A 20,524-nucleotide genomic window follows, 5' to 3' on the forward strand; every position below is an offset into this window, starting at 1 on the left:
CTATCTTTGATTAGACATGCCTTTAAGCATTAAGCACTAAAAAACGGTAATTCTCTTAAAACGTTAATCGCACTGTCGAAATCCTTATTTTGAATTGCGACCTCAAGACTTTTTACAGAGGGTTTTAAGCTTGTATCTAAAACCAACCTTAATAAAAGCTCATAGTAGGTACTGTTAAAAGGGATATTATCATTTTTTGAATTAGTAAATACATCAGTTTTAACGGTTTCGTCCTCTTTTAATTCGACATACTTCTTAAAACTATTTAGGTCAAACACTAAACCCTTATTAAGCAGTTGCCAAAACGCCGTTTCTAAAACCTCTTGGCTTTCACCTAAAGTACCCACCTTGAAGTTTAAGGAACCTGTATTTTTAAGTTGGAAGTGAACCTTATCAAGCTCTATGTAGATCTCTTTGTTCTGGTATAAGCCCTGTTCGTGGAAAACTTTAGACACCGATAGCTTTAAGTTTTGGTATATACAAAAAGATTGCAGCGAACTCATTTTTAAGTTGCCCGTATCTATCTGGTTTGTCGCATCTTCTACGGACGTTGGTAGATGTATCATCGGAAAGTAGCGTGTCAGTTCTTCAGACAGTTTCTTTTGTTCCAAAACGCTTATAATTGATAATGGATTGTCAAATCCAAAGTTGGTGCTTAGTAATTTCTTATGCTTCACACTCACACTTTGCTTAACCTGTATTTCAACGTCTAAGCCACTCAGCGCCGTTATTTTGTTTAGGTGTACCAAAGTGTCATCCAACAGCAAACAATCGCTGTTAACGGGGATATTCATCAACAGTAGCGCTTTAATCAGTGGATCTTGAAAATGCCCCGTTGAGTCTTCACCAGTTGTTGTCTGATTCCCTATCGCTATATGTACAACATGGAGTAGCATTAGCGTGTTAGATGTATGACCAGTGTCGCGAGTCGTTGGTATATACAAATCGTTCAGGAAGTTGAAAGCCTCAGTACCTATAACGCATAAGCGAAATATCGATAGCTGATCGTGCGTTTCCTTTGGTAGTGCATCTATCCCAAGTTCCCAATATTTGTAGATGTATGGACCAATAAATGAGTATTCATCATCATTCAATATGTCCGTCTCAAATACGCTATCCAATACCGCTATATCATTCACTATGTCAGGCTTAAATGGCTGTAACACTATGCCCGATATAACGTCTTCTAAGCTCATATCTATGTATTCGGTATCTGTTAAGCATTCTGTCATTTATGTGAACTCACTTATCACCCAAACCCTTAAATACATCTAGTGTTTGGTAGTACTCATACTGCTCGTCAGTAAAGATATTCGGGGAAAATACTATGTAGTGGTTTGGCAGATTAAAGCTCTCGTATGCTTCGTCTGATACCTTTTCCAAAGCTTTTGCGAGTTGATACAAAGAAAAGTTTTTGTTCTCTTTGATGGCATTCAAATACCACTCTTTGTACTTGCGGAGCTGGTCTACGTAATCAACGTTCGCTACCAACATATCTTCTTGCTTGGCTTCTTCATATTCAGCCATTGTGTTGAACTTAATGTCCGTGAAGTACAGTTGGGTATCAATTGTTTGGGTTCGTGTCTTAATCGCATTAAACGCCTGTATATCCTCAAACATATTACGTGCGTATTCTGCTTCAGACATCTTTGTAGGATTAGGGCGTTGATGGCGCTTTAACGGCTCTACAAGCAAGCTTTGGCGATGTCGCCGTGCGAACTTAGCAAGCTCAGGATCTTGGTTGTCAGACTTATGCGATAACACCAGTAATGCACGTTGATATTGATTAAAGATCTCTTGAGGTATGTTCGTACTCAATACGCATATTTCAGCTTTCTTTTCCAGTGATAGTGCAAAGATGTGGTTTTGTGCATGGCATAGCGTACAGACCGCTACAATGTTCTCAGCCGTATGGTTGCTATGATCGCCGTCTAAGTGATGTGGCTCTAAAAAGTATTCGTCATAGAAATCACAAAAATAGCATTTAGCTGGTTGTGAAGACATTATTTGCTTTATTGTCTCATTGGTTTTAAAACCATCATGGATAGTTTTATCTTGACGTATCTCTTGCTTGTCGTTTACGCCGTTAATAGGTCTTAAAATACCAAACTTACGGTTTATATGTTTCACTTAAACCCCTTAATACTATTAAGTAAGGTCTAATTAAAACATGTATATACTATTTTTAAAATAAAAAAAGCGCAGCCTAAGCCACGCTTTTAAACTTATTTATTATTGTATTACGCTTTACCAGTAATAGTGTTCGCAGCAGAGAACATGATGAAGCCTACGATTGATAACGCACCACCCACACCAATACAGATCCAAGCAGTTTTCTTTTTCTTTTGTTGATCTTCTTCTGATGTATACATCATATACAAACCAGTACCAACTAAGCCTAAACCAAGCACCATGAACACTACGATTAAGAATTTATAAACGTTTTGACCTAATGTTTCACCACGGCCTAAGATTTCATTCGCATCAGAACCAGCAGCGTGTTTTCCGTAAGCTGTACCACCTGGGTTCCATGTGCCAGTGTTTGCATATGCAACTTGACCCATTAATGCAGAAACAAAAGCTAAAAACATTACTTTTGCGCGGAATGCAGTCGCTTTTACAGTGCGAACTGAGTGTTTTACTAATGATACCATTGTCATTTTCCTTTTATTTAATATACGGGAGCTAATCTCCGCACTGTAATTAAACATTCTTAAAACCCTATTGCTTTAAGTTGCTTAATTTTAAACTTCTCGTTAAATATCTTCAATATCTTATACAAGGTTTTTAAGAAACTCTCACCCTATTTTAAGAAGATTGTTTAAAATATTGTAAAAAAGGTTCCTCCTATTTGTGTTCCAAAGGTATTAACAAAGACATCGTGTACGTCCTGAACGTATACGCATAATACACCTGTTATAATTAAAACCCATGCTTTGCGGTATGTCGCATTGCCTTGAGCATCAATTTTCTCTACAAAACCATATAAGCCACGAGCTACCGCTATAATCCCTACCAGTTGCGTAAAACCTACAACCGCCGTAACGATATATGCACCTAAATCATTAGCACCAGCATTAGGCAAGTAACTTTGTACCGTTACAAGTTCTATGCCATTACCACCAAACAATGAAGAACCTAGTGCACCAATGATATATCCGTCATATCCAAGTGATGCAAAAGCACCACCGATAAGAATCTTCAACAATGCCCCACCAGTGGTAGGCTCTTTCATTCCATGACCAAAGAACTTTTGTTGAGGTGATGATGCTTGCACTAAGTCAAAAAGCGCCGTGCCAGTAATCACCAACCCCGTTACAACAAAGCAAATGCGTATAAAGCTTAGTAGTGGACCGTATATGTTTAATATCGCTTTAACTATATCTAATGCATCCACGCTATTTTCCTTATTTCACCCAAATGGCTTGTTCGTTTTCGTCAACAGCATAGACCGTGCGATTGTCTGGCATCTTCTGACCTACATAGACTGTATATGTATGGTTTTGAGAATCTGTCATCCAAGCGCGATCGCCTACAACCGCAAAAGCATCCAAGCGTTTTGCACCTTTTGGAATTGATAAGGTTTTAGATCCCGATGTACTTAAAGCCTTTTGCTTAGTCTGGTCTTTAGCTATTTTGATTAAACTAGTCTTTAATTCCTTAATTGCCTGTTCTTGCAATTCAACAAGGTTTTTAAGATCGTCATTTTCAGCTTTCAGTTGTTCATTTTTGATTATGGTTTCTGATTGAGCAACTGCAGTTTGTTCGCCGTTTTGTACTTGCCCATGCGCTTGCTCTTTTTCTTTCAAACGTTGTAATAAAATAAGTGCATTCGTACCCTGACTTTGATAGAAGTTAACTGCCTCTATTCCTAGATCAGAATCAATCGGATACGACATGGATTTGTACATAATCATGTATTGACCAGTGGTAGGATCTTTAAACACAATATTTTCATCAACAATGAACGCCGTATCATCAGCAATACTATTGTCCTTTAAAGGTTGTTGATTTTGGTTGTATGTTGCTTGTGTTTGTTGAATGCCTTGACCAACAGTATCAATGGATTCTGGTGTTTGTTCTGGAGCAACTGCCGTGCTGACGTCTTTTGGTTTACTCATTTGTATCCAAAAGAAAGTACCAATCATAATTAAGGCAATAACACCAATAACAATAAGAAGTTTTGGAGGAATACCACCCTTCGCACTACCTTCGCCTTTTTGGGGTTTGCCTTCAGCATCTTTTAGATTTTTCTTTGCCTGTTCAGCAGTCATTTGATTATCAGACATTTCGCTTACCCCTTATTTTTCGGTGTTGTTACGTCAGCATCAAAAAAGACTTCAAATACTTTTCCGCTGTTAACGATATACGTAGTTGGTCGAACTGTTGATGTACGTGCCATGTTCGCCATTTCCGTACCAACGTTACCAATGATGTTCCCGGCAATTTCTTTATCGTTTGGCTCTTCCTTCGTGCTTACAACATTGCCAGTATTTGTGATTTGGGTTGTACCAATGTTTTGATAGGCTTGTCCGTAACCCTCAAAGATTCCAGCAGTAACCATACCGCCAAGCTTTTGCAAAGTGTGTTTTTGGACTTTATCAGCCATGCCCGATTGTTTTGTTCCAAGAGTTAAAGCTCGTACTTGGATTGCATACTCTTCGCCCTTAAACAACATACGGGTAAAGTTAAATTCAATATCCGCAGTATTCAGACCAACAGTACCAATAAGTTTTGCGCCGTTAAATTTACCGCCAATAACAGTAGCAAATAGGTTTTTACCTTTATCAGTATTCACACCTGTATCTAAACGCGCTTTCATTGTTGTACCAGCTTTAATGATTGCTAGTCCTTTAGTAGATTCGCTAGTCGTATTCGCAACGTTCAAGCTTCCAAGGTTTTGTTGCCCTTCCGATGCTTTAGTGTTGTGTGAATATTTATATGTTGAATATCCGTTGACCTTGTTCTTTGTATTAGAAAACGCAGCAAGTTGATCAACAAAAGCAGTTTGACTTAATTCACGCGTTGCAGCATTACGTTCTGCATAAGCAGCTGCTTGTTGGCTATATACACTAGCAACATCATTAGCAGCAGATGAAGCATGTTCATATTGTTGCGCGTAGTTAGTTTGATAAATCGGTGCGTTTTGATTAGCACCGTTTTGTGTTTGTGGTTGTTGTGGTAGACCACCGCTAGTTGGTTGAGGTAATGCACCACCTTGATTTGCCATATTAGCTCTGGCCATCTGGTCAAGTTCAAGCGTAATATTTGGTGTACCACCTGTTGCAGAACCGTTTACAGGTTGCCCATTTGGACCTGTAATAAAATTCTGATCGTTCAGATCGCCGTTTGGATCTTGTGTTGCAACTGTTTTAAATTCGGGCAAATAGCTTTCACCATTTTTGCCAGCTCGAGCAGCTTCTTCAGCTTGTTTTTGACGTTCATATTCTACATATTCAGGAGGGATAACATTTGTACCCTGTCCTTGGATTTCTGGTGTAGCAATAGCAACCTGATTATCTAAAGCTAGTTGGTCACTTTTCCCCATTGGGTTAAACATAAAAAAGCCTAATCCACCAACTACTACCAAACCAATAATTGCAACAACGCGAAAGCGCGTATCTGCAAAAACACGTTTTTTGTTAGCAGTTTTAATACTTGTATTTTTCAGTTTTTTAGGTTGGTCTTCTTCTGAATGAACTTGGTTTGCAGAAATAATAGTTTCATCGGTAGTACCTACTTCAGTGCTACGACTAGAATTCTCTTCAATGTCATTCGGGTTATTTTGTTGGTTCGTTGAATCCATTTTTAATTCTCACTTAATGACTTAAAATGCGTCTTCGAGGTAAACAGTTTTAGGTGTACCGCCAGTCGTTGAAAATGTGATGTACTTCAGATCTTCAGAATCTTCATAACGGAAGATCTTCATACCGTTGTTAGCGCGGAAAGAACTCAAAAAGGCTGGTTGAATAACACCAAAGTTACTACGCACATATATATAGCCACCAAACTTCCAAGCACGGACATTAGGACTATCGGTTCGCATTTCAACAGCACCCTCAGGCGCTAAGCCATCCATAAATTGCAAACTCACACCATCTGGAATAATCGATGTTTGATTGCCTGTTGAATACATAGCTTTGGCTGTTGGGCTTCGACCAGGTATACGTGCGTCTACACGAACATCTAAATCACGTTGGCCAGTAGCTAACATCAAAATTACTGGAGCACCCAATCCCTTTAATGTGACCGTTACGTTTCCGAAAGCAGCTGGATCTAATGGTTCGATTGAAAGGATGTTAGTTTCAGGGATTTCGTCTGGCTCTTTTTCGTTTTGCTCACCTAAGCCATCTGAGAAACGTCCACGGTCCAAAGAAATCTTTTCAATGTTCCATGGATTTCCTGAAGAATCGCTAAAGACAATAGTAGATAGCATGCCAGCGCTTAAACGAATTACTGGCGGTTCCTCACCAGGGTTTAATGAAATACCCAAACTACGGGTTTTCGCTTGTGGCGTATTTACATAAGGACTAGAAAGGCTTCGTTTTTGTTGCAACAAAAGTCCTTTAACTATTTTTGTTTGCTCAGGTGTGAACTGCAAACCAACAAGATTGTGAACCTGTCTGTCAATTTCCGATGCTGTATCAACTACCTCAGGTGCAACCAAAGGAGATTGAGCATCCGCAAAAGTATTCGGAGGCATATCAGCAGCATTAACTATTGTAGTTAATGCAGTAGAAGCAAAAAGAGCCAAAGATAATTTTTTCAATTTCATAAGTATCATCCAATTAACGCGCTGGAGTTAACGTAATTGTCTTAACAGCAATACCGTTGTAGTTCAGATAAGAACGTGGATGCTCAACAATAGTAACTGTCGCAATGAAGCGGTGAGTCTCTTTAGGTTGTTTGTCACCTAAGAAGAATTGAGTAGTGATAGGAACACGAACAGTCCAACTAGGTTCTGCAGCATGTAAATCACGGTTTTCGATTTGTGGAACATCAGTAGCAGTAGTTCGCATCGTTAGGTTGTTTTGTACGATTGTGCCAACTGTTTGTGATTGAGCGATTTGCTTCATCAATGAATCTTTACCGCCCTCAGTGAAATACATTGAACCAGCATTGTTAATAACGTCACGCCAGTTCAAGAAATCAAAGTTGTAGACAGAAAGAATTGCACTCTTACCGAATTCAGAAATAACAACGTCAGTAACGCGAGGGTTTTTTGATGCTTCGATTGGACAGATAACCGAGTTATCTACTGTTTGAACAGCTTTGACTTTTGGGTATGCATTAAAGGCAGCAAAAATAATCATCGCAAGAACAGCACTCACGATAAAAGCGAAAAACACGAAAACAAGCCATCGTCTTAACTTTGCAATCTCCTTATCTTTTTCATCCACCTGTTTTCTGAGCCAAAGACTAGGATCACAAGAACCTATTTCAGCGTTTTCATTAGATTTGTCTTTAGACACAACAGCACTCCTATTTCGCTGGCTGATATATAACAGATGGAATTGGACGATCTGATTTAGAGCTAAGCACACACTTAACTGGTGTGCCGTCATCAAAAACCAAAGATTCAAAATCTGTTGTGGTGAGTTTAAAAGCTACAAAACTAAGCGTTGTTAAAACGGTTAAAATGCACAATGAGGCAAACGTACTAACCAACACTCTTAAAAGCCTTGCGTATTTTCTTTTACCTATTATTGATACTTCAGCGTAAGGAGAACCCCATGTTGAAGTAGTCAAATTAGTTTTAGAGTTATCCATTTAGTCAATCACTAAACCCGACTTTAATTCGTCCTTATAATAGTCGGTATTAAACTCATTTGCTATATTAAGATCAAAATAATAAAAGGTATCTAGGTTATTAGCTAAAAGTGTTTTAACAAATTCATGGCTACCATTAACGTTTTCAATAGAATCTAAAGTAGGCTTTATACTAAAACCACTATGGCCTCTCCACTTTCGCCCATAAAAGTTAGAAGCAGTATCTTTACCAGCATGTCCAAAAGCACCAGCTATCACAAACTTATCAATACCCTTTACCTTAGCATTTGCAATACATTGATGCCTTGTACTGTATAAAGTAGGTCGTTGATCTTCATTAGTTAAAACCTTGCCTCTAAGCTTAAAGTAATTGATATAACTTAAACGTAAACGCTCTTGCAGTATTTTAATAAAAGTCTGTTTTTCATCCCATCCAAAGGTATAGCCACTAGTTTTATTTAAACTAGATACCTTTCTCACATACCTATTTAGCAAGTTCCAATAAAGGTATATCTTTTCTTGATCTTCATGTTTAAGGTCATCAAGTATTAAATACCTTTTAAGTCCATTAGCCCGACCATGTGTAGCCTTGCCATTTTCCACAATCATGATCAGTTTTGGTCCTTTTACTGCACAACAGAATGAAACGGAAAACCACTCAACAGGACGCAATCCAACAACAAGATTGGCATCAACAAAAGCAACCATCATCCGATCAAACTCACTAACCCTGGTGTTACTCTCGTTCTTATGCTCGAATTCTCTTACCAAGTAGTTGTAAAACGTGCGTTCAAAGTACTTTGTTTTCAGCTCAGAAGTACGCTTAGGTTTGTCCTTATTAGCTGTATATTTTGTGTTAATGATTCTTAAATATAATTCTTCTAAAAAATATTCATCAAAACCAGCATCTATATCTTCATCATTAATAGAGCCATTATTTAGCTCATTAAGCTTTAGACCGATTCCATACACTAAATATGCACGATATGTTCTAAATGTAGATTCCGCGTAATAACCATTTTCAGATTTAGTTTTAAATTCAGAATATATGTTTTCATATAACATTTTTAAATCTAGCTCTGAACTATCTAAATGTTTATCAATTTTTTGCTTAAGCTCAATATCATATTTGGTCTTAGTAGAATACGGAAAATCTTCTATACGACTTGTGTATTCTTTTAATGTCTTTGGATAGCTATTAGGATTCTCAAAACTGCTCACCACTACCACCCTTTATCCACATGCAAAACATGAGCACATACTACAACGTTAAACACCTTTCTAAAAGTACTCGTTAAAACGTTTTTCACTTTAAGCAAAATGTTTTTCACTTTTAAGCCCAATAAATGCGAATGTCTTTTTTGACTCCTCTCTTGTTAGTACAGTGGAAAAATCAAAAAAATGAAGTTGAGAAATCATAAAAACACAGTGGTCCTTTTTTACAGTGAAGTGCTTGATATGCATAGTTTCAATAGTCTTTTGCCAGTTGCGATGCCTTAAATTTTTAGGGAAAAATACGACTCTAAGCCTATCATTATTGCAGTTTAATTGGTGTTTAAGGTGTCAAATCTTTATATTTAAGATGCACAGCACTAAACCATAAGATAGGTTTTTATAAGTAGCAGCTTTAATGTCTTTAAACTTTTAAATTAGGAATGGTATATACCAAGATGCATTTTTTCTTCAAACAGTTTTTATCAATTTATTTAATATTAAAGAAGCTGGCTTATAAATAAATTGCATTATCACCAATAATATTTTTAATATTAATTAAAAAAAGCATATTAACATCTTTATTAATATACTTCTATACTGTAAAATATAAATTACAGTATTAATAATATTTTAATTAAAAAAAGAATAAATGTACTTTGTTATTTTCTGTATAAATTATATTCTAAAAAAAGAACAAAAAAGAATAGAAAAGATAATAAAAAGAAAGAATAAGACTATAAAGGAATATAAAAGACGTCTAGCAAACTATAAGAGCTCATTTACTCTCTATAATTGATTGAAAAAAGTACGTTGTATTTCCATTTCAGATAGGTACTACTAAAAAAAAGCATTGTTTTGGACAGACAATGCACTTAAAAAGAGTATTTTTTACAGATTTGTCTTGTTTAGGCCAGGTACGACTGCCTGAAGAACGCCCTTAGATATACGTTAAAGCTTATAAATTAGGTTTAAGCGAGTGCCTAAAAGTCGGCTTTATACCTTTTAAGGGATTTTTTATAATTAATAAAGTGCATTTTAATAGTTTTTAGACTAAAATCATTTTGTCTTTATACCCACTTAATCCGGAGTAAAAATGAAGCACAATAAAAAGCTTTTAAGCGTTCTTGTAATTGGTTTAATGATGTCTGGGTGTGCTAGTCGTGATGTAACGCAATTAAACGTAGCAAGCCCTTTATCTATTATATCTGAAGCATCTCAAGAGGCTTTAATTGCACAACAGAACTTAAAGAACTCTTCTGCAATTCAAATGCAAACTGTTCAGAAGAAACAAGGTAGCATCAACCATGACCTTTTAAATATCGACTACATAGGCGATCCAATACCTTTAATTAAAAGTATTTCTAGCCAATACGGATACCGTTTTGTAGAAGCTGGTCCTACTCATGAGCTTCCAATTGTTAATTTTAATAAAAAGCGTCTTACTGGTGTAGAAGCTTTACGCGATGTTTCTGCATATTTAAATACTGCTTCGATAACTCTAGATCATCAAAATAAAAGTATTTTATTGACTTATAACTAATACCCTTTAAATCCTTTTATACATATCTGGAGTTTTTATGGACTACTCTAATAATGCTTCATTACAAGAGCTACTAAACCCATCTAACCAGTCTTCTTTAGAAGTTCATGTTAGTAATGTTGAACAGCAAGCTCGTTATGAAGCCATGCTTGAATTAGTTAAGCAAAAAGGTATTAAGTTAGGGATCAATACTTATTTAAGCAACGCTCGTGAGGTCATCAAAAGCCAAGAGCGTAACCTTGATACAATCTTTAACTTTAAACCTTACATGATCAAAGATGTTGTTGTTCCCCCGGTTATTATTGAATCAAAAGATGTAACTGAGACACCTAATGCCATGTCGTACAAGACGACTAAGCAGACTTATAAAATCTTGAAACAAGCTCGTTTCAGTACTCGTGCACCTGATTGGCGTCAGTACCTTGTTTTCCCTACACTTGATAGCAATGTTGATTACGTGACTTTCATTCCGAAAGAAATGTTACCAGCTAACGAACAAGAACGAAAAATATGGAAAGAGACTGCTGCTAAGTCTTATGAAATGGGTTTAGTTGAGGGCCGAAATATTGTTGAAGATGCAGTAGATCGTCTTAAACGAGATTATTTGGGGATGGTTACTTTCCATAAGTTTGTTTTAGAGGGCAAGTTATCAATGCCAGCAATTAGCAGTCAATCACTGGCTGTTTCTTCTACACAAGACACTATTGCTCTTGATATGAAATTGCTTCAAATCCAACAATTACCGCAGTTCAATTCAAATATTGAAACTTGGAAACCAATTCTCCAACCTGAACAAATTGCACCTAGCTATCAAATTCCAAAAATTAACCTTGTTAGCGAACCTTAAGTTCGCTAACTCAATTGGAAGTTTTAAATGCAAATGAAGGTTTCGACATTAAAAGCAAAATCTGCATTATTTGATGTTAACAAGATTAAAGGATCTGAAAATAAGATTCTGACAGCTACCAAAGACATTCGCAAAGACTACGATTCTAGCCGTGGTTTTGGTTTGGCTACATTAACAGCCATAACGACATACAAAGATCCGAAACAAGGGTTTAAAAGTCGCGATGAATTTGAAAGTCTTCTATATGAAGCATTAGCTCATGGTGCTTCAGATATTTTCATTAGTCCAGATCGCCCCATCACAATGATGAAAGACTTGGAGTTATATTCGTTAACACACCGTATTATCAATCGTGATGAAGCTCTACACATCCTAAGAACGATTGCTGATGAAAATGCCTACTTAGTCCTTATTAATAATAAGTTTATTAATAAGGCATATCGTATTCTGCAGAAAGACGCTTCAGGTAAGGAAACTCGTTATAACTTTCGTGTGAACGTATCTCGAACTTCGTATCGTGGATCTGGAGATTCTTTTCAGATAACGTTACGTACAATTTCTGGCATTCCCCCTCACTTTTCAAAAGTGGGTTTAGATGAAGATTTCATTAAAAGATCGCTACCTCACAATGGTTGCTACATCATTGGCGGAATCACTGGTTCTGGTAAAAGTACAACACTAGCTTCAAATATTCGCTATGTGTTGGAAAATAATACTCATATTCGTGGAAATATTTTGACTCACAACGAGCCTATCGAATACGAGTATGACGCAATTGAAAGCACACACAGTATTGTTAGTCAAAGCGAAATCCCCAATAACTTCGAGACTTTTGCGGATGCAAATAGAGAGGCGATGCGTAGACGTCCTGCTGCAGTTGAAATCGGTGAATTGCGAGATAAAGAAACAATTTCTGCAGCTCTAGAACTTTCTTTAACTGGCCACCCTGTTTTTGCAACGGTTCACGCAACCACCGTAGACAAAATTATTCCACGTATGTTGAAGCGCTTTAAGCATGAAGAACATCTTCAGGCTGCAGCTGACATTATTGGTTCAGTTTATACATTGATTGCTCAACGTCTTGTTAAAGATGTGAACGGCAAGGTATTTGCTGTAAGGGAACACTTAATTTTATCACCTCAACTGAAAGAAGAATTGCTTTTAATTGATGATATTCATGCTCAACAGAAGTTTATTCGAGAGTTAATGATTAATTCTGATGGTTCAGATCCAAACATCAGTAAGAGTTTCAGGAAACAAGCTGACGATCTACTCAAAGCTGGTCGTTTGCATGAAGACTACTATTACAAACTGATTTATTAAGAGGCGAATATGGATGATCAATATGCACACTGGTCGCAATTTAGATTAAATCTAATCCTATGGGGCGGTTTAAACGGATATTTGTTTATACCTTTTCTAGCTGTTGTTATTAAGTTTTCCTTGTTCAAACTTATGCTTTTCATCGGCTTGATAGTAGCAACATTGGTTATTGAAAAAGTATTTAAATACAAATACAGCTATATCCCCTCTGCTCTTAGACGCTTAGTTTTTGGGGGCAATAAATACACTAGACGCGGTAGAAGACGTTACTCGTTGTAAATCTTGAAAAATTGAAAGGTAAACTTATGAAAAATACTCAAAATGAAAAACCAGCGATTGAAGAACGTTATATTGTTCTAGGTATTGATGATGGACATGGCGGTACAAAGCTTTATGCTGGTCTAGATCAAGATGGAAATGAAATCAAACTGACTATTCCTAGTATTGCTTATTCAGGAAAAGTCCTCACTGGCGAAGAGGATTCTACTGACTATTATGTGGTTAAAGTAAATGAAAACTTTTATACAGTTGGTAAGAAGATCAATAGTAGTGTTCCTCTGGATACCAGAACAGACGAATACCCGACATCTGAATATAACAAGGCACTAATACACCAGGCAATTAAGGCCTATATTGACCATATCGGAACATATGATGGTAGAGCGTTTGCAATCGCTACTTCACTTCCTGTTAGTCGCTATTACACACCTGAAAAAACCAAAAACATGCCACTTATTGATATGAAAACTAATTTTCTACTCAATGGTGATGTTTGCTTCAACTTAAAAGATCATAAAGCTGGTAAACCGCTTAATATCATTAAAAGACATATTGTTAAATGTGAAGCTCAAACAGCTTATTTTAATGAGATTATTGATGTACACGGAAACGGTTCAGAAGATAGTGATCTTTTAATAAGTTCTGAATGTGCTGTAATCGATATTGGCGGTAAAACCACTGATATTGTAGTCACATTAGATGGAGGAAACATGCTTGATGGCCATCGTTCTACATCACGTAACCTTGGTATTCTTACCATCTATGAACGAATCACTAGCTTAATTCTTGAATCTGGCTATAAAACAGTTAACGCTAACTGGCTAGATTTCGCACTAAAATCTGGAACTTATGGTATAGGATCTCAAGCCAAAGATATTACAGGTTTAATTCAGCAAGCTAAAAACGAATTCATGATCGAATTAAATAACTTTATCTCTAAACAGATCGGTGGAGGCGATGATTTAGCATTAGTATTATTTTGTGGAGGCGGTGCAGCTTTTCTTGAAAAAGAGATTAAAGAAAAGTACGACTTACCGAACGTAAGAATCGCTGAATCACCAGAGTACGCCAATGCTAAAGGTTTATATAAGTTAGCTAAATACATGTATAAAATGTACGCAGAAATCAAATGACAGATTCAAACTACATACAACTATCCTATCAATTAATTCACTTAACAAGAGAAGATCTTGATGTGATTAGTAATGTTAATAGAAATCTACCAGGTCTAGACTTAAACGCTTTTAGTTTAAGTCTGCTGTATTTAGGATTTATCTTTTGTACTGACAAGCAGAAGATTTTTCTAAATGCGCCAGTGCAAAATGAAATAGACGAGACGTTTGCACAGCCTGTACGAATGAAAATAGATAAAAATGCAAATCAAAAACTATTTAATTCAATTAAAAAACATCCTCAAGGAAAGCTTCGTAGAAATTACATAACTGCTGTTTTACATGCTGGTATAGCGGTTCTAATTGAGCTTTCATACCTTTATAAGTTGTATGAAGTTAATGAGGATATGGCAAGCCTATATTCTGTCAATTCTTTCCTATTAAGGTTTGGCTTAAGTACTTGTGTTGAAACATACACCAAGTTTAATACTGCTTACTATGTGTACGATATTGAATATCTTGAAAAAAAGTATCTTGATCATATATCCATACAAATACCAGAAAGTAGTAAGGAGCAAATTGAACAATCACCTAAAAAGCCCGTAACTAATTCTATCAAGAGCAAGGAGGTTCCTGTTCAAAAAGCAGTTAAGATAAAGGAAGCTAAACATACTGAACATAAAAACATTCAGGACCACTCCCCTACCGTTGAAACATCTCAAAATACCGAAACGTCCGAAATTAACAATGCTAAACCAAGTCAAAACGTATCTGAATCAAAACCAGTAACCAATCCAAGTAGTTCGGATTGGCTTAACCAGACTTTTAATCCAGATCTATTATAAAAAAAACCGGCAATGCCGGTTTTTTTCATTCAAAGTTTTGAAACTTCAATCATTCAAGCTCTTAAAAAACTCTTCAATTTTTCTAGCTTTCTCTTCTGTAATATCTGCATCCAAGGCTACTCGCAACTTAAGTACACTCTTACCTTTGGTACCACATTCAGAACTCATAGAACCAAATTTAACGCCCTTATCTGTCTTAAAATCGAATTTAATCTTACTCGGTTGTTCTTCAGTAGTAGCTTCTTCAGTTTTTTCAGGCTTAGTCGCCTTATTTGCTTTTTCTTCTTCACTCAAAATAGCTATAAATCCTTTATGACGCTTGCCCGTGGATTTAAATTCTTCAACGTATTTATCCCATTCTGGTCTTAACAAGTCGAAAATTGCTTTTTCAGTTTTAGTTTCTAAAGCTTTATTTATTGCGGTATTCACTTCTTGAGCAATATATCCAGAAATTAGCTCAGGATCTTCGTTCAAAGAGTCCAAAATGAACTCAGGTAAGTCTAGAATATATTTGAGACGGAAATACTTCGACTTATCAATCGCAAATTTTTCAGTAACAAATTCATAACTTTCAAAAGGATAACCAAACTCTTCACATAATTGCTTGATTTTTAATATGCTTTCAAAATCTGAAAGATTTTGTCTAGCAGTATTATCCAATAAAGCTGTTATAGCAGCTTTATCATCATTCATAGATGTTTTAACTAAAGCAGTAATTCTCTTGAGCTTTAAAATCTCTTTAATTGCTCTAAAACGTCTCTCACCAGCAATTAACTCGTAACGATTACCCTTCTGTCGAACTGTAATCGGGTTAATTTGTCCATTAGTTTCTATATCAGCAGCCAAAATTGGCAACTTCTCATATACACGTTTATTCATGATACGTGGTTGATAAGGTGATGGATCAATTAAATCAATGTCGATTGATTCTAAATGAGATCCGCTAACAATATTTTTTGTTTCTCGCTTAGCTAGTGGGTTAAGACTCCCCTCTTCTATGGTTGGAGTCGCTGTATTTTCTTTTACATCAGTAACTTGAGCATCACTCCCTGTTGCATTAGCAACAGATGTTTTTTTCATGCTTTTTACTTTATCTTTAAAGTTCATATCAGCACCTTATAATTTTTTGTATTCAGAAACCATTAGATCTACAAGTTGATTAATTGCTTGTTTTGCTGGTGTTTCTTTTCCAGCATCCAGATCAAATACGGAACACTTAACATATGATGCTTGACTAAAAACCGTAGCATTTGGAATACAGATTAATTCCTTATTTACCAGTTTTTCTTGCAATTTTGGTTGAGCATATTCATTGCGAATATCTTCAGCCAAGGTAAGATCCACTGTATTACGCTTGTTATAAAAGTTTAGTACTGGCGATAGAATTTTTAAATCTGGATTGCTTGTCTCTAAGTCATCCATAGAGTTAAGTATATCTTCCAAACCCTGAATACTGTATTCACCCTGTAATGGAATTAATAAACTGTTTGATGCTAACAAAGCATTAAAAGTTAGAGTTTCCATTCGCGGTGGACAATCTAACAAAATAAAGTCGAAATCCCCTTTTATCTTTCTTAATACACTTCTAATAATTTCATTAGGAACTGGACTAGAACGCTGAATATTGATTTCAACATCACGAATGTTATTAGCACAAGCAATCAAAGACACATTTTCAAAGTTGGTTTTATCTGGACCTTGTATAACATCGTGAATGTTAATTGTTTTATAGTTTTCAAAAATATCTTTTAGAGTGCCATCTATATCGTTAATATCTGGAACATTTGAAATATGTTTTGTTGCATTACGTTGGCTATCTAAGTCGATTACTAAAACCGTATAACCTAATTTTCCAAGCTTAGCAGCACAATTCACCGTAGATGTTGTTTTGCCCACACCACCTTTAAAGTGGATGCTTGTACAAATATAAGTTTTTCCTGAGTTCTTTTCCATTTTTCAATCACCTTTCAAGTAAAGTCAAACAATACAATATTTGAAAAATATTTAAAATACTTTTTCACTTTATTTTTAATATATTTCAACTTTTTCAATCTATATGCCTAACATGTGTCCATATCTTATGTGTTTTTCATTATCAGACTGATAACAGCTTTAGATTCCTTGGCGTGGATTTTTTCATTATCAGACTGATAACAGCTTTAGATCCCTTGGCGTGGTTTTTTACATTATCAGACTGATAACAGCTTTAGATTTTTAATCGTGGATTTTTTCATTATCAGACTGACAACAGCTTTCGATTTTTAATCGTGGATTTTTTCATTATCAGACTGATAACAGCTTTAGATCCCTTGGCGTGGATTTTTTCATTATCAGACTGATAACAGCTTTAGATCCCTTGGCGTGGTTTTTTTCATTATCAGACTGATAACAGCTTTAGATTCCTTGGCGTGGTTTTTTTCATTATCAGACTGATAACAGCTTTAGATCCCTTGGCGTGGTTTTTTTCATTATCAGACTGATAACAGCTTTAGATTCCTTGGCATGGTTTTTTTCATTATCAGACTGATAACAGCTTTAGATCCCTTGGCGTGGTTTTTTCATTATCAGGCTGATAACGGTTTTTCGATTCTAAATCGTTGATTTATTCATTATCAGACTGATAAAAATGGAGTTGCCAAGAAGAGGGGAGGGCTTACTACTACTTACAGTTAAATAAATGAGTAGACGTTGTGAAATGCACAACTGAAAATGATCTATATTAGCTGAGTAGGGGAGTGCCCTATTCAATAAAAAGACTACCAACAATATTTATAGAGAAATTTATTATATAGGCGGTTAATCCACTTAAATGTCTAGTAGGGGAGGGCTTCTTATTCATTCTTTTTAGTATTTGACCAAGAATACTGGCTTAGTGTTGAGATTGACCTGATTTAAGCTTTAAAAGGTATTAAATGCCACTTTAGTCAAGAGCTTAAAACCAGACTTAAAATCCTTAAAAGGTTTAAGGGGAATTAGATTAAAACCAATATTAACTATATAATACCCAACAATACACATATTAATAGGCTATAAAATGGCAGATCCAAAAGATAAGCTTGTACATGAGAATCATATTTATATATTTACTGTTGTTATGGTTTTAGTGGCTTTTTTGGCTGTATGGTTTGCTTATAAACCTCAAATTGTAGGGTTTTTAGTATACACAAAAGGCATTTTAATTATTCCTCTATGGTGGATACATAGCATATTCAAAGCTATCGGGCTTAACTACGTGCCTTTACTAAGTGAGTTGGTGTATTCAACAGAACACCTATGTAAACCAACAAACAATTGGCTTCCATTATTTTGTCAAAATAAGTTTAGCGAAGTCACTATTTTTCAAATTTCAAAAGCCAGTCAAGCATGGAATTTATTAATATTTTTGCTGGCAACACCTTGGATAAAGAAAGCTTATGACCGCTTCAACAGCGAGCATCCAGCACGGGGCTTTATCAAAAGCATGAACCTAGAAGAGTTCATAGAGGAACAAATTCCAAACCAAAGACACTTACAGGTTTTTGGTCCATTAGACTTGTCAAAATATGATACGAACAATGGTCATTTTAAAGCGCTAGATTCAACTTATGAGTTTGCAAATAGGCATGAGTTAATTACAGGAACTAAAGAGCGCCTTGTGAACATTACAATCAACGGAGTAACGAAAGAATATAATGATAAAAGTGAAACAGTACCTATCATAGATGAAGAGAAGTTTTTAAATGTCTTACGTGAACAACTAGGGGATCTTTGGATAACCCTTGATAATTCAAAAGAAACATCACCCGATGAATTATCGTATTTATCCGATGTTGATACAATTTTGCTAGCTTTGTATTTACCAGTAGCATGTGCAACCGATGAATCTATGGATGATGAAGAGTTCCGTAAAATCAAAAAAGATTCAACAACATTAATTAATTACTATTGGGATATTTGCACAAAAAATATACCTAACAACCCATTGTTTGCAATTGAAAATCAGTATGTTGAGGGCGATCGTAAGCTTGTAGGGTTTAATTTTGATTTCCTTAGAAAAAGAATTCACAAATACATTAAACATCCCGTTGCTACTAAGATTTTTAAAAACCATGCATATGTAAGAACTATTTTGTGTGAGGTTGTATTAACAGCAAGACAACTAGGTGTAATGCCACCAACAGATATACGCTGGTTAAAACTATACAATCGAACTGCATACGCATTCATACAGAATATTGGTAGACCGTCTTTGTTTAGTGAGGGTTTAGGTCCAATCTCGCATTATCTAATTGAGGTGAAATTAGGGAAGCCATTAGAAGAGCCAGACTTTAACATTGGCCTTGTTGGTTTTGAATACGAATTATTGAGTTTTGCCATGACTGAAGCTAGACAAAAAGCTGCTGAAGATGTGAACAGTATTATTCGAGTAGTAGAGTTTACGGACAAGGAATTAAACAACGGATCTTATAACTCTAAAAACAATGATAAAGATGATTTTAAGTATAGTGACGATCATGTTTTTGATATGGTGAGCGTAGAAATACCACAGGATGAAATACAAAAAAACAAGCAAAAAGGGTTTTAGTCTTAAACTTATAAGTTATAATTGACCGGTATTAAAACACCGGTCTTTTTTATTTAACTATTTTTTTAAAACCATATTTTAACTATACTGCTAAAACATGGCTTAAAAGGTAATACTCTAAAATGCTTTTAAATAATTTCACTAAAATAGTAGCAAGTTGCGCTATTAGTATTATTACAATCTCTACTTACGCTGCACCATCTCAGGACCTTACTTCTAAGATGCAAAAAATGGGCAAAGTAAAAGAAGTTAAACCCTTTAGTGGAGGTTTAACTTCTTGGATTCTTGAGGCACCTAATGGGAAAAATGCGGTGTTTTTTACAACATCCGATGAAAAAGTCATCTTACATGGTACAGCTTGGGATTCTGCTACTAAAAAAAATATATCTGAGCCTCTTAAATTAACTGCAAAAAAAATGAATACACCAGCACGACAACCAACAGCTTCCGTTGGGAATTTGGCCAGTGCATACAATCATCCAGTCTTTAAAGCTGTAAAAACGCTTTCAGGGTTTAAAGAGGGGAAAGCGAATGATAACAACACTGTTTACATCATTTACGATCCACGCTGTAAATATTGTCACGAAACATTCAACCTTTCTCGCTCATACGTTAAAAGCGGTGCAACTATTAAATGGATTCCAGCTTTAGTTCTAAACCAAAGTGAAAACGGAAAACAATTAGCAGCTGGAATTCTTCGTAAACCATCTGAAGATACTATTAATAAAACCTTTAATGGAACAGATGAAGAAATTAACTCAATTAAAGTGATTCCTACACCACAGGAACTTGCTGAGTTGGATAAACACTTAGGCGCTCTTCAATCTATCTTCTTCTATCACGAAGATATTGTTGCAATGCCAAAAGAAGATCGTGAACAGCGAGAAGCAATTCGTAGCGCTGGACAAAAGCCACAGCCACTAACTGCTGGTGTACCAGTTGCTATCTTTGTAAATAAAAAGACTGGAAAAGTTGAAGCTCGTAGAGGAACTTCAGAAACAGCCACTCTTGACTATATTTTCAAATAAG

20 protein-coding genes are annotated in these 20,524 nt (G+C 35.8%); 8 read left to right on the forward strand and 12 right to left on the reverse strand.

Annotation, left to right across the window (positions count from 1 at the left end):
- Positions 1 to 29 precede the first annotated feature (29 nt).
- The 10 genes from FTU46_RS10260 to FTU46_RS10305 all read right to left on the reverse strand — a co-directional run bounded on the left by FTU46_RS10260 (position 30) and on the right by FTU46_RS10305 (position 8,991).
- On the reverse strand, positions 30 to 1,232 hold the full coding sequence (locus FTU46_RS10260; RefSeq protein ID WP_024160951.1) for a hypothetical protein: 1,203 nt from the start codon (positions 1,230 to 1,232) through the stop codon (positions 30 to 32).
- Positions 1,233 to 1,242: 10 nt separating this feature from the next.
- Entirely contained in the window at positions 1,243 to 2,130 is an 888-nt protein-coding gene (locus FTU46_RS10265; protein ID WP_024160797.1) for an HNH endonuclease, read from the reverse strand.
- 110 nt (positions 2,131 to 2,240) lie between these two features.
- A complete protein-coding gene (locus FTU46_RS10270) occupies positions 2,241 to 2,654 on the reverse strand; it encodes a hypothetical protein (RefSeq protein WP_024160796.1) in 414 nt (137 codons plus the stop codon).
- Between the two features lie 167 nt (positions 2,655 to 2,821).
- Positions 2,822 to 3,397, reverse strand: coding sequence for a hypothetical protein (locus tag FTU46_RS10275; protein WP_024160795.1), 576 nt, complete (start codon positions 3,395 to 3,397; stop codon positions 2,822 to 2,824).
- Between the two features lie 10 nt (positions 3,398 to 3,407).
- On the reverse strand, positions 3,408 to 4,289 hold the full coding sequence (locus FTU46_RS10280) for a hypothetical protein (protein ID WP_024160794.1): 882 nt from the start codon (positions 4,287 to 4,289) through the stop codon (positions 3,408 to 3,410).
- Between the two features lie 5 nt (positions 4,290 to 4,294).
- A complete protein-coding gene (locus tag FTU46_RS10285) occupies positions 4,295 to 5,806 on the reverse strand; it encodes a DotG/IcmE/VirB10 family protein (RefSeq protein ID WP_024160793.1) in 1,512 nt (503 codons plus the stop codon).
- A 21-nt stretch (positions 5,807 to 5,827) separates the two neighbouring features.
- Positions 5,828 to 6,775: a DotH/IcmK family type IV secretion protein gene (locus tag FTU46_RS10290; protein WP_180087401.1), complete on the reverse strand. Its 948-nt coding sequence runs from the start codon at positions 6,773 to 6,775 to the stop codon at positions 5,828 to 5,830.
- A 13-nt stretch (positions 6,776 to 6,788) separates the two neighbouring features.
- Positions 6,789 to 7,349, reverse strand: a complete 561-nt coding sequence (locus tag FTU46_RS10295) for a DotI/IcmL family type IV secretion protein (protein ID WP_228134816.1) — start codon at positions 7,347 to 7,349, stop codon at positions 6,789 to 6,791.
- Positions 7,350 to 7,482: 133 nt separating this feature from the next.
- Positions 7,483 to 7,770 carry a hypothetical protein gene (locus tag FTU46_RS10300; RefSeq protein WP_024160792.1) on the reverse strand — a complete coding sequence of 96 codons (288 nt, stop codon included), beginning with the start codon at positions 7,768 to 7,770 and terminating at the stop codon, positions 7,483 to 7,485.
- A complete protein-coding gene (locus FTU46_RS10305; RefSeq protein ID WP_228199015.1) occupies positions 7,771 to 8,991 on the reverse strand; it encodes a hypothetical protein in 1,221 nt (406 codons plus the stop codon). It lies immediately after the preceding gene.
- A gap of 1,087 nt (positions 8,992 to 10,078) precedes the next feature.
- On the opposite strand from FTU46_RS10305, the gene FTU46_RS10310 reads away from it, so the two are divergent.
- Genes FTU46_RS10310 through FTU46_RS10335 form a run of 6 tightly spaced genes read left to right on the forward strand, consistent with a single transcriptional unit; the run spans position 10,079 to position 14,931 of the window.
- Positions 10,079 to 10,525 carry a DotD/TraH family lipoprotein gene (locus FTU46_RS10310; protein WP_024160790.1) on the forward strand — a complete coding sequence of 149 codons (447 nt, stop codon included), beginning with the start codon at positions 10,079 to 10,081 and terminating at the stop codon, positions 10,523 to 10,525.
- Positions 10,526 to 10,562: 37 nt separating this feature from the next.
- Complete coding sequence (locus tag FTU46_RS10315; RefSeq protein WP_024160789.1) at positions 10,563 to 11,372, forward strand: type IV secretory system conjugative DNA transfer family protein; 810 nt, start codon at positions 10,563 to 10,565, stop codon at positions 11,370 to 11,372.
- A gap of 27 nt (positions 11,373 to 11,399) precedes the next feature.
- Positions 11,400 to 12,695 (forward strand): ATPase, T2SS/T4P/T4SS family, encoded by a 1,296-nt coding sequence (locus FTU46_RS10320; RefSeq protein WP_024160788.1) that lies wholly within the window; start codon positions 11,400 to 11,402, stop codon positions 12,693 to 12,695.
- A 9-nt stretch (positions 12,696 to 12,704) separates the two neighbouring features.
- On the forward strand, positions 12,705 to 12,974 hold the full coding sequence (locus tag FTU46_RS10325; protein ID WP_005005884.1) for a hypothetical protein: 270 nt from the start codon (positions 12,705 to 12,707) through the stop codon (positions 12,972 to 12,974).
- 26 nt (positions 12,975 to 13,000) lie between these two features.
- Positions 13,001 to 14,107: a ParM/StbA family protein gene (locus FTU46_RS10330; RefSeq protein ID WP_024160787.1), complete on the forward strand. Its 1,107-nt coding sequence runs from the start codon at positions 13,001 to 13,003 to the stop codon at positions 14,105 to 14,107.
- Positions 14,104 to 14,931, forward strand: a complete 828-nt coding sequence (locus tag FTU46_RS10335; protein ID WP_024160786.1) for a hypothetical protein — start codon at positions 14,104 to 14,106, stop codon at positions 14,929 to 14,931. The genes FTU46_RS10330 and FTU46_RS10335 overlap by 4 nt, the downstream gene beginning before the upstream one ends.
- Positions 14,932 to 14,976: 45 nt before the next feature.
- On the opposite strand, the gene FTU46_RS10340 is transcribed toward FTU46_RS10335, so the two are convergent.
- Both FTU46_RS10340 and FTU46_RS10345 read right to left on the reverse strand, forming a co-directional pair.
- Complete coding sequence (locus FTU46_RS10340; RefSeq protein WP_024160785.1) at positions 14,977 to 16,038, reverse strand: ParB/RepB/Spo0J family partition protein; 1,062 nt, start codon at positions 16,036 to 16,038, stop codon at positions 14,977 to 14,979.
- Between the two features lie 9 nt (positions 16,039 to 16,047).
- Positions 16,048 to 16,884, reverse strand: a complete 837-nt coding sequence (locus tag FTU46_RS10345; protein WP_005028640.1) for a ParA family protein — start codon at positions 16,882 to 16,884, stop codon at positions 16,048 to 16,050.
- Positions 16,885 to 17,965: 1,081 nt separating this feature from the next.
- Between FTU46_RS10345 and FTU46_RS16735 the strand changes: the two genes are divergently transcribed.
- The gene (locus FTU46_RS16735) at positions 17,966 to 19,495 is read left to right on the forward strand and encodes a Type IV secretion system protein IcmP/DotM (protein WP_024160802.1); all 1,530 of its coding nucleotides are present in this window, start codon (positions 17,966 to 17,968) and stop codon (positions 19,493 to 19,495) included.
- A gap of 122 nt (positions 19,496 to 19,617) precedes the next feature.
- A complete protein-coding gene (locus FTU46_RS10360; RefSeq protein WP_005028646.1) occupies positions 19,618 to 20,523 on the forward strand; it encodes a hypothetical protein in 906 nt (301 codons plus the stop codon).
- Position 20,524: the final 1 nt, after the last annotated feature.

This window comes from Acinetobacter sp. YH12108 (genome assembly GCF_013419055.1).
Taxonomy (GTDB): Bacteria; Pseudomonadota; Gammaproteobacteria; order Pseudomonadales; family Moraxellaceae; genus Acinetobacter.